This is a genomic window from Noviherbaspirillum phoenicis (assembly GCF_047237965.1).
GTDB lineage: Bacteria > Pseudomonadota > Gammaproteobacteria > Burkholderiales > Burkholderiaceae_D > Noviherbaspirillum_A.
Genome location: NZ_JBDFLX010000001.1, coordinates 2,231,497 through 2,241,127, shown reverse-complemented (window position 1 = coordinate 2,241,127; position 9,631 = coordinate 2,231,497). Strand labels below are relative to the sequence as shown.

At 65.2% G+C, this 9,631-nt stretch carries 8 protein-coding genes and 1 tRNA gene; 3 read left to right on the top strand and 6 right to left on the bottom strand.

All coding sequences use genetic code 11. The features are described from left to right. Positions 1-202: 202 nt before the first annotated feature. The gene (locus tag ABC383_RS10150; protein ID WP_413013649.1) at positions 203-886 is read left to right on the top strand and encodes an SDR family NAD(P)-dependent oxidoreductase; all 684 of its coding nucleotides are present in this window, start codon (positions 203-205) and stop codon (positions 884-886) included. A gap of 67 nt (positions 887-953) precedes the next feature. Here ABC383_RS10150 and msrA read toward each other — a convergent pair whose 3' ends face one another. The 4 genes from msrA to ABC383_RS10130 form a co-directional block, all read right to left on the bottom strand. Then, entirely contained in the window at positions 954-1,556 is a 603-nt protein-coding gene (gene msrA / locus ABC383_RS10145; protein WP_413013648.1) for a peptide-methionine (S)-S-oxide reductase MsrA, read from the bottom strand. A 57-nt stretch (positions 1,557-1,613) separates the two neighbouring features. Beyond that, a complete protein-coding gene (locus ABC383_RS10140) occupies positions 1,614-3,788 on the bottom strand; it encodes a bifunctional diguanylate cyclase/phosphodiesterase (RefSeq protein WP_413013647.1) in 2,175 nt (724 codons plus the stop codon). Beyond that, positions 3,785-4,573, bottom strand: coding sequence for an alpha/beta fold hydrolase (locus ABC383_RS10135; protein WP_413016292.1), 789 nt, complete (start codon positions 4,571-4,573; stop codon positions 3,785-3,787). Before ABC383_RS10135 ends, ABC383_RS10140 begins: the two co-directional genes overlap by 4 nt. Positions 4,574-4,893: 320 nt before the next feature. After that, positions 4,894-5,703 (bottom strand): ABC transporter substrate-binding protein, encoded by an 810-nt coding sequence (locus tag ABC383_RS10130; protein WP_413013645.1) that lies wholly within the window; start codon positions 5,701-5,703, stop codon positions 4,894-4,896. 96 nt (positions 5,704-5,799) lie between these two features. Between ABC383_RS10130 and ABC383_RS10125 the strand changes: the two genes are divergently transcribed. Both ABC383_RS10125 and ABC383_RS10120 read left to right on the top strand, forming a co-directional pair. Further along, a complete protein-coding gene (locus ABC383_RS10125) occupies positions 5,800-6,948 on the top strand; it encodes a substrate-binding domain-containing protein (protein ID WP_413013643.1) in 1,149 nt (382 codons plus the stop codon). Between the two features lie 159 nt (positions 6,949-7,107). Then, on the top strand, positions 7,108-8,436 hold the full coding sequence (locus tag ABC383_RS10120; protein ID WP_413013641.1) for a carbohydrate porin: 1,329 nt from the start codon (positions 7,108-7,110) through the stop codon (positions 8,434-8,436). Positions 8,437-8,524: 88 nt separating this feature from the next. Here the strand turns inward: ABC383_RS10120 and ABC383_RS10115 are convergent. Both ABC383_RS10115 and miaA read right to left on the bottom strand, forming a co-directional pair. Then, positions 8,525-8,601, bottom strand: a tRNA-Met gene (locus ABC383_RS10115). A 69-nt stretch (positions 8,602-8,670) separates the two neighbouring features. Continuing rightward, the gene (gene miaA / locus ABC383_RS10110; protein WP_413013640.1) at positions 8,671-9,630 is read right to left on the bottom strand and encodes a tRNA (adenosine(37)-N6)-dimethylallyltransferase MiaA; all 960 of its coding nucleotides are present in this window, start codon (positions 9,628-9,630) and stop codon (positions 8,671-8,673) included. Position 9,631 lies beyond the last annotated feature (1 nt).

Below are 9,631 nucleotides of genomic sequence, written 5' to 3'. Positions count from 1 at the left end.
AGCGGTTTCCGTGTCCCTGTACCGATCACGGTTTTGCTACACTGCGACAGCAAAAACCGATCACCGCCCGACATGCATGTACTTTCACTGGCAAACCTCCGCGCACACCTGATGTGCTGGTCCATCACGCTGACCATGATGGTGGTGGACGATGCCGCCATGCTGGCGCTGATGTTCTGCTGACCTGAAAAGGAAATGCCTTATGACCATGCCTGACCTGTCCGGCAAGCGGGTGCTGATTACCCAGGCCGACGCCTTCATGGGACCGACGTTGTGCGAGGTGTTCGCCGAACTCGGCGCGCAGGTGGTGGCCGACACCCGGTCGCTGTGGCTGCCCGAGGCTTCGGCCGCGGCGTTGGCCGAGGCCGGCGAGATCGATGTGCTGCTGCTGAACCTGGCGGTGCCGGCGCCGACTTCCAGCGTCACCGACGCCACCGACGAGGAATGGGCGCATGTATTCGGCCACATGGTGGACCCGATGGCGCGGCTGGTGCGCGGCGCGCTGCCGGCGATGATTGCCCGCCGCGCCGGCAGGATCCTGCTGATGGGCAGCGCCTCGGCCCTGCGCGGCATGAAGCGCACCTCCAGCTACAGCGCCGCCCGCGGCGCGCAGCTGTCCTATATACAGGCGGTGGGCGTGGAGGTGGCGCCGCACAATGTGCAGGTCAATGCGATCGCCCAGAACTTCGTCGACAACCCGACTTACTTTCCGCCCGAGGTGCAGGCGCTGCCGGCATTCCAGGAACGGCTGCGCCGTGAAGTGCCGCTGGGCCGGCTGGTGTCGCCGCGCGAGGATGCGCTGTTTGCCGCCTTCCTGTGCAGCGACGCGGCGGCGTGCTTCGTGGGGCAGGTGTTTCCGGTGTGCGGCGGCTGGGTGGCGCGATAGCGCCCGTCATGAATATCGGCATGGGGCTGGAAGCGCCCGGCCAGCGCTTGCGCCAGGTAAACCCCCTCTAGTGCGGCTCGCCCCATAACTCCCTGAGCCGTGCATCGCGGCCGCAGTTGTAGCGGTAGAACTTGTAGCGCACCGGATTCTTCTTGTAATAGTCCTGGTGATATTGCTCGGCCGGGTAAAACGCGCCGGCTGCCGTCACTTCCGTCTCTATCCGTGCAAAGCGTTTTTCCTTTTCCAGCGCCGCCTTGCTGGCCAGCGCCGCTTCGCGCTGCGCCGGGTCCTGGTAGTAGATGGCGGTGCGGTACTGTGCGCCGCTGTCGCAGAACTGCCTGTTCTTCACGGTCGGGTCGATATTGCGCCAGAAGTGCGTCAGCAGTTGCGCATAACTGATCTGCGCCGGATCGTAACGGACCCGCACCGCCTCGGCATGGCCGGTACGGCCGGCGCTGACCTGCTGATAGGTCGGGTTCTTTTCCGCGCCGCCGGTGTAGCCGGATTCGGCGGCTATCACGCCGGGCAGCTTTTCAAAATCCGCTTCGACGCACCAGAAGCAGCCGCCGGCGAAAATCGCCGTGGCGCCCAGGCCCGCCGGAGGTGCGGGACTGTCGGCGGCCATCGCGTGGCTCGCCACGAGCAGAATGCTGGCGATCATGTGTTTCATCGCATGACTCCTTGTAAGGAAAGGAATGTGGGATGGTGGCGCCAGGCGCCGGCCGCCTCAGGCCACGGCCTGCCGGCTGCGGGTGCCCATCGGCACCGGCTTCTGCACGCCGTAACCCTGCGCATAATCTACGCCGATTTCCCGCAGCGCATCGAGCACCGCGTCGTTCTCGACGAACTCGGCCACGGTCCGCAGCTTCATTACATGGCCGATATGGTTGATCGATTCCACCATCGCGCGGTCGACCGGATCGTCCAGCATGTCCTTGACGAAGCTGCCGTCGATCTTCAGGTAGTCCACCGGCAGGTGCTTCAGGTAGGCGAAGGACGACATGCCGCTGCCGAAGTCGTCCAGCGAGAACCGGCAGCCCATCACCTTCAGTTCCCGGATCAGCGCGGTTGCCTGGCGCAGGTTGGCGATGGCTGCCGTCTCGGTGATTTCGAAGCAGATCCGGCGGGGATCGGTGCCATGGTCGCGGAAGCTCTGCTGCACGAATGCCAGAAAGGTCTCGTCGCAGACGGTGGCGCCGGACAGGTTGATCGCATAGGTCGTTGCGTTCGCGGCGGCATGCGCCAGCACGGTGCCGACGATCCAGCGGTCGATCTGCGGCATCAGGCCGTAGCGTTCCGCCGCGGGGATGAAGGCGGCCGGCGCAATCAGGGCGCCGTCGCGGTCGACCATGCGCACCAGCACTTCACGATGGTCTTCCGCGGCATTGTCCGGCCCCAGGCCCTGCAGGCGCTGGGTGTAGAGCACGAAGCGCTGTTCGCGCAGCGCCTCGTGGATGTGGCCAACCCAGTTCATCTCGCCTTCGCGCTGCCGGATCGCCTGGTCGTCGGCCGTCGACAGGTGGATGCGGTTGCGGCCCCTTTCCTTGGCGATGTAGCAGGCCGCGTCCGCCACCCGCAGCGCGTCGGTGATCGACATCCGTCCCGGCGCAAGCAGCACCGCGCCGATGCTCGCACCGATGGGAAACAGCTTGTCGCACCAGACGAAATGAAAGTCCGACACGGTCTCACGCAGCCGCTGCGCCACCGCCATTCCCTGTTCGGGCGTGGCGCGGCGCAGAATCACGCCGAACTCGTCGCCGCCCAGGCGGGCCAGGGTATCGTTGTCGCGCAGGTCGCCCTGCATGATGGTGGCCACCTGGCGCAACAGCTCGTCGCCCGCGGCATGGCCGCAGGTATCGTTGACGATCTTGAACTGGTCGAGGTCCAGGTAGAGCAGCATGTCGCAGCTCCTGGCCGGCGCCGCCAGCAGGGTTGTCAGCCTGCGCTCGAACTCGCTGCGGTTGGTCAGGCCGGTCAGCGCGTCATGGGTGGCCTGGAAATGCAGCCGGGCCTGCATTTCCTGCGCTTCGGTGACGTCCCGGATCGCAATCACGGCGCCCACCAGTTCACCGGCCGCATCGCGCATCGACTGCGCCGACAGCGTCACATGGGCGATTCCGCCCGCGGGACGATGCAGCCGGGCCACCCGGTGGCCGGGCTGGCCTGGCGCCGGCCCGGTGGCCGATGCCAGCAGCGCCGCTGCCTGCGCCTCGCCTATCGGCAGCACGTCGGCCAGCAGCTTGCCCCTGGCCTCGCTGCGGCTGCGGCCGGTAATGGCTTCCGCCACCGGGTTGAGATAGGTGACCTGGCCGGCCACGTCGGTGGCGATCACGCCGTCGGCGATCGAATTCAGGATGACCCGCAGCCGTTCGCCTTGCGCATGCAGCGCGGCATTCGTGTCCATCAGCTGCTGGTTCAGCGCCTCGAACTGCTGGCTGGACTGTTCGGAGGACTGGCGCGCCTTGAGCAGTTCCTGTTCGTAGCGCCAGCGGTCGGTGGCGTTGAACACGGTAATGCGCCGCACCAGCGCGCGGCCCTGCCCGTCATTCTTTTGCCGGATATTGACCAGCGCCGGCAGCCGCTCGCCGTTGCGGGTGACGATCTGGTAAGCCACCTCGTCAATGCGGCCCTGCAGATGCAGCAAGGGCCACGACTGGCTCTGGAAAAAGATGCGCGCGGCCGGCGTCAGGAAGTCTTCGAAGCGCTTCCTGCCCAGCACTTCGTCGCGGGCGTAGCCGGTGCTGTCGAGGAAGGTCTGGTTGACCTTGATGATCCTGCCATCCGGGCCGGTGGACAGGTAGCCGCACGAGGCTTGCTCGTAGATTTCCTCGACGCTGTCTTCCGGCAGCACGGGACCGGGCTGGCAGTTGCCTGCCTGAGCTGAGGCGTCAGCGGCTTTCATACGAAGGAACGGATCGCAGCGATGGTTTCCTGCGGCGCGGACATGTGCGGGCAGTGGCCTGCCGCCTCCATCCGGATCAGCGTGCTTTGCGGCATATGGCGATGCATGTAGTCGCCCACTGTAGGCGGCGCAATCGCATCGTCGGCGCATTGCAGTATCAGTGCAGGCCGGGTCAGCAGCGGCAAGTCGGCCCGGTTATCGCTCAGAAAGGTGACGCGCGCGAACTGCCTGGCCACTTCCGGGTCGGTGCGGCAGAAGCTGTTGTAGAGCTCGTCCGCCAGTTCCGGCCGGTTGGGCTGGTTCATGATCAACGGCGCCATGCTGGAGGACCAGCCGAGGTAATTTGCGCTCAGCACTTCCAGCAGTTCATCGATGTCTGCCGGCGTGAAGCCGCCGATGTAGTCGCCGTCATTGAGGTAGCAGGGCGAGGGACCGACCAGCACCAGGCGGTCGAACCGTTCCGGCGCGCGGATTGCTGCGAGGATGCCGATCATGGCGCTTACCGAATGCCCGACATAGATTGCCTGCTCGACATCGAGTGCTTCGAGGATCTGGAGCAGGTCGTCCGCATAGGCCTGCAGCGAGCTGTAACGCCGGGCACTGTACTGCGCGAGGTCGGACTTGCCGGCGCCCACATGGTCGAACAGCACGGTGCGGTATTGCGCCGAAAGGGCGGGCGCGATGAAACGCCACACATTCTGGTCGCATCCGTAGCCATGGGCGAAGACCATGGCTTTTGGCCCGCTGCCGAGGATGTGGACATTGTTTCTCTTCAGGACTGACACGATTTCCACTGCCTTTTCTGCTGATGCGGCTCTGCCGACGCCTTCAAGTGCGGCGCCCGCATCGATTTGCTGTCGCCTGCGTTGCATGAAATGCAAGATCGCCTGGGAGCAGGGGAGCCGCTATCCCATGTCAACAGCAAGGGGATGCATGGTAACTATTTCCGGTTCCGGATGGCAAATTATTTTTCTTTTAGGAAATTATGTGTGCGCGGTGTAAGCAACTTCGCACGAAAAGAGGGGAATGGTCGTCGATCAGCGATGCAGCGGGAATGCAGGCGCCGGCCAAAAGGGCATTCTGGCCGGCCAACGTCGTGAAGGTCTCAGTGTTTTGCCGAAGGGAAGAACAGCTGCTGGCCATCCACCTTGAAGCTGGCGATGCTGGCCTGTCCTTCGGCGGACGTGATCCATTCGATCAGCTGCATTGCGCCTTTGTAGTTCACCGCCGGGTGGCGTGCCGGGTTGACTGCGATGATCCCGTACGGATTGAACATCTTCGGGTCGCCTTCCACTTCGACGGCAAGGCCGGTCTTGGCCTTGTAGGCGCCATAGGTGGCGCGGTCGGTCAGGGTATAGGCCTGCATTTCCGCCGCCATGTTCAGCACTTCGCCCATGCCCAGGCCGGCTGATACATAGGCGCTGCCTTCGGGCTTGGCGCCGGCTTCCTTCCAGTAGGCCTTTTCCATCTGGTCGGTGCCGGAGTTGTCGCCGCGGGAAATGAATTTCACCTTGCTGTCGGCGATTTTCTTCATGGCCTTGAGCACATCCTTGCTGCCCCTGATGCCGGCCGGGTCGGCGGGCGGGCCGACCAGGATGAAGTCGTTGTACATCACGTCGCGCCGGTTCACGCCATGCCCTTCGGCGACGAACTTGTCTTCGGACGGGCGGGCATGCACCAGCGTCACGTCCACATCGCCGTTCCTGGCCATTTCCAGCGCCTTGCCGGTGCCAACCGAGATCACATGCACCCGCTTGCCGGTCTTGGTTTCAAAGGCGGGCAGCAGGTATTGCAGCAGGCCGGAGTTCTCGGTGCTGGTGGTGGTGGAGAGCCGGATCACTTCCTGGCCCATTGCCGGCAGCGCCGCCGCTGCCACCGTTGCCGCCATTGCAAAAACCAGTACGCGTCGTTTCATGTTCTGCACGTTTTTCCCCTGAGGTGATCGCCGCTTTCGGGCACCGTGCTATGTTACGCATCGAAAATTAAGCTCTCAATATGAACGGGTTTTCCTATGTTACGCATAAAAATGGCCTACACCCTGGTGCAGGAAACCAGCACCCAGACCCAGCTCGACAACCCGCTGTTCGACATGCTGGCCGCCATCCACCAGACCGGCTCGGTGGCGCAGGCCGCGCAGCGGCTGAAGCTGTCGTACCGGCATGTCTGGGGCGCATTGCGCAAATGGGAGAGCCAGCTCGGCTCCGAACTGGTGGTGTGGAACCAGGGCCGGGGCGCGCGCCTGTCCGGCTTCGGCGAAAAACTGCTGTTTGCCGAGCAGCGCGCCAAGGCGCGGGCGCTGCCGGAACTGGAAAACCTGCGCGCCGGCATGGAACGGGAATTCGCGCTGGCCTTCGACCCGGAAGTGCATGTGCTGTCGCTGCATGCCAGCCATGACCTGGCGCTGTCGCGGCTGAAGCAGTACACCGAGCGCGAAGCCAGGCTGCACCTGAACCTGCACTTCTGCCCGAGCATGGAGTCGATCGAAGCGATGTCGCGCGGCGAATGCCTGCTGGCCGGCTTTCATGTCAGCGAAGACCGCGCGCCCGGCAGCCTGACCCAGAAAGCCTTCAAGAAGCTGCTCAAGCCCGGCAAGCACAAGCTGATCAATTTCCTGACGCGCCGGCAGGGCATGATGGTGGCCGCCGGCAATCCCGGGCGCATTGCCGGGCTGGCCGACCTCAAGCGCGCCGGCGTGCGCTTCATCAACCGCCAGCCTGGATCGGGCACCCGGCTGGAAATCGACCAGATGCTGGCGCGCGAAGGCATAGACAGCGGCTCGGTCATCGGCTACGACAATACCGAGACCACCCATCTTGCCGTCGCCGCCGCGGTGGCCAGCGGCGCGGCCGATGTCGGCATCGGCATCGAGGCCGCCGCGGCGCAGTTCGGGCTGGAGTTCATTCCGCTCGGCCGCGAGCAATACTACTTCGCCTGCCTGAAGGAGACGCTGGACACGCCGGCCGTGATGCGCCTGCGCGAACTGCTGCGGCAGCAGCAGTGGCTCGAAGCGATCGCCAACATGCCGGGATACAATGCGCAGTCCAGCGGGGAGGTGGCGGCGCTCAGGAAGGCATTGCCCTGGTACGCATTCCGCAAGCCCAGGGGAACAACCGCTGCCGGCCAGAGCCCGGCGGATGCGCAGGGTCCGGCCATGCAATGACATGCGCCAGCCTGTGCCGGGGGAAGAAGAATCACGAACAGCCCGGCATGGCGTTTGCCGATGGGGCAGGAGCGCAGTGCGAACATGAATCGGCAGAAATTTTGTGAGCAACATCGTGGCAAGACGCCTGCGAAACGCAAACGGCACCTGGCCAGGACCGTGGCCGCCCTGGCATTGAGTTTCGGCGCCTGCACCGTCCACGCCCAGCAGGCGGATCAGAAACCGGACCAGCAAGCGGACCAGCAAGCAGAGCAGGACAAGCGCTGGGATGCCCGCTTTCAGGCCACCTATATCTGGCAGCAGAAGCCCTCGTTCAGGGCAGCCTACAGCGGTCCCAACAGCCTGCTGCCCGGCAGGGAAAAAGCCTATACCTTCAGCAGCACCGCCTATCTTGGCTGGCGCCCGGCATCCGATCTGGAAATCTGGTTCAACCCCGAGCTGGTGCAGGGCGTGGCGTTTTCCGGCCTGCACGGCTTTGGCGGCTTTCCCAACGGCGAGCAGCAGAAGGTCAGCGGCCCGAATCCGACCCTGTACCGGTCGCGACTTTTCCTGCGCAAGACCTGGGCACTGGGCGGCGAGGACCTGCCGGTGGAAGGCGAGGCCAACCAGTTCGCCATGACAACGAAGCAGGAACGCCTGGTGCTCACCGCCGGCAACCTGGCCGTCACCGACGTATTCGACCCCAGCAGCTATGCGCACGACGCCCGCACCCAGTTCATGAACTGGGTCTTCCTGACCCATGGCGCCTACGATTTCGCCGCCGATGCGCGCGGTTATTCCTGGGGCGCCGCGCTGGAGTACTACCGGGACGACTGGGCATTCCGGGCCGGCCGTTTCATGCAGCCTGCCCAGTCCAACGGCCTGGCGCTGGACAGGCGCATCGGACGCCACTACGGCGACCAGATCGAGATCGAGCATGCGCACCAGCTGGCTGGCCGGCCGGGGCAAACGCGCTTGCTGCTGTTCCGCAACCATGCTCGCATGGGCGCTTTCGACGACGCCATCGCCAGCGCCGCCGGCGCCATCCCCGACCTGTCCGCGGTGCGGCGCGAGCAATCCAAGCGCGGCGTGGCATTGGCGTTCGAGCAGGAAGTGTGGGACGACATTGGCATCTTCGCCCGCGCAAGCAGGCATGACGGCCGCACCGAGACCTATGCCTTCACCGAGATCGACCAGTCGCTGTCGACCGGCGTATCGATCAAGGGACGCGCATGGTCGCGCGCGGACGACACGCTGGGAATGGCGGTGGCATTCAATGGCCTGAGTCCGGCCCACCAGCGCTACCTGGCCGCCGGCGGCCTCGGCGCCTTCCTGGGCGACGGCGCGCTGAACTATGGCCGCGAGCGCATCGGCGAGATCTATTACAGCCTGCGCCTGGCCAGAAGCGCCTGGCTCAGCCTGGATTACCAGCGCATCATCAACCCCGGCTACAACCGTGACAGGGGGCCGGTGTCGGTGGCCTCGGCGAGGATGCATTTGGCGTTTTGACGGACGGCCGCGTCCGCCAGGCACGGCTTTTCGCTGTGCCGAAACAGAAAGGCCGCTGATCCTTGCGAATCAGCGGCCTTGGTATTTCTGGTGGTGATAGGTGGACTTGAACCACCGACCCCAGCATTATGAGTGCTGTGCTCTAACCAACTGAGCTATATCACCAAACGAGCACGAGATTCTGACCGGTTTGGCTGGAACTGTCAAGCCATAAGTTGCACCAGGGATGCAAAATCACGCCTGCGCCGCGTCGATCTGTTTCAGAACCCGTTCCGCCGGCGTCGTCTGCAGGCAATCCACCACGATGCGGTCGGGCATGGAACGCAGCCAGGTCAGCTGCCGCTTTGCCAGCTGGCGGGTGGCGGCGATGCCCTTGTCGCGCAGCGCTGCCTGGTCGATCTCGCCATCCAGGTATTCCCAGGCCTGGCGGTAGCCGACGCAGCGCATGGACGGCAACTCGGGATGCAGGTCGCCCCGGGCCCGCAGGCGGCGCACTTCTTCCAGCAGGCCGCCGCCCGGCGCCTCCAGCATCGCATCGAAACGCGCTGCGATGCGGGCATGCAGCTGGGCGCGGTCGGAAGGTTCCAGCGCGATCGGCAGCAGGCGGAAGGGCAGGGCGGCGGGCGGCGCCTTGGCCAGTAGTGCCGACATCGGCTGGCCGGTCAGGCGGATGACTTCCAGCGCGCGCTGGATGCGCTGGCTGTCATTGGGCTTCAGGCGCGCCGCGGTCGGCGGATCGAGTTCGGCCAGGCGGGCGTGCAACGCCGGCATGCCGAGTTCGGCGGCGTCGCGGTCGAGTTCGGCGCGCAGCGCCGGGTCGGCGCGCGGCAGGTCGTCCAGGCCGTCGCGCAGCGCCTTGAAATAGAGCATGGTGCCGCCGACCAAGAGCGGCAGCGCGCCGCGGCCTTGAATCTCCCGCACCAGGCGCAGCGCGTCGTCGCGGAATTGCATCACCGAGTAGCTCTGGGCCGGGTCGATGATGTCGATCAGGTGATGCGGCGCCGCCGCCAGTTCCTCCGGCGTGGGCTTGGCGGTGCCGATATCCATGCCGCGGTAGACCAGGGCCGAGTCGACCGAGATGATTTCGCAGGGCCGCCGGCGCGCAATCTCCAGTGCCGCGCCGGTCTTGCCGGACGCGGTCGGGCCCATGATGGCCACCGCCAGCGGCAGCGCCTGGCTTGTCGGGTCGCTCATG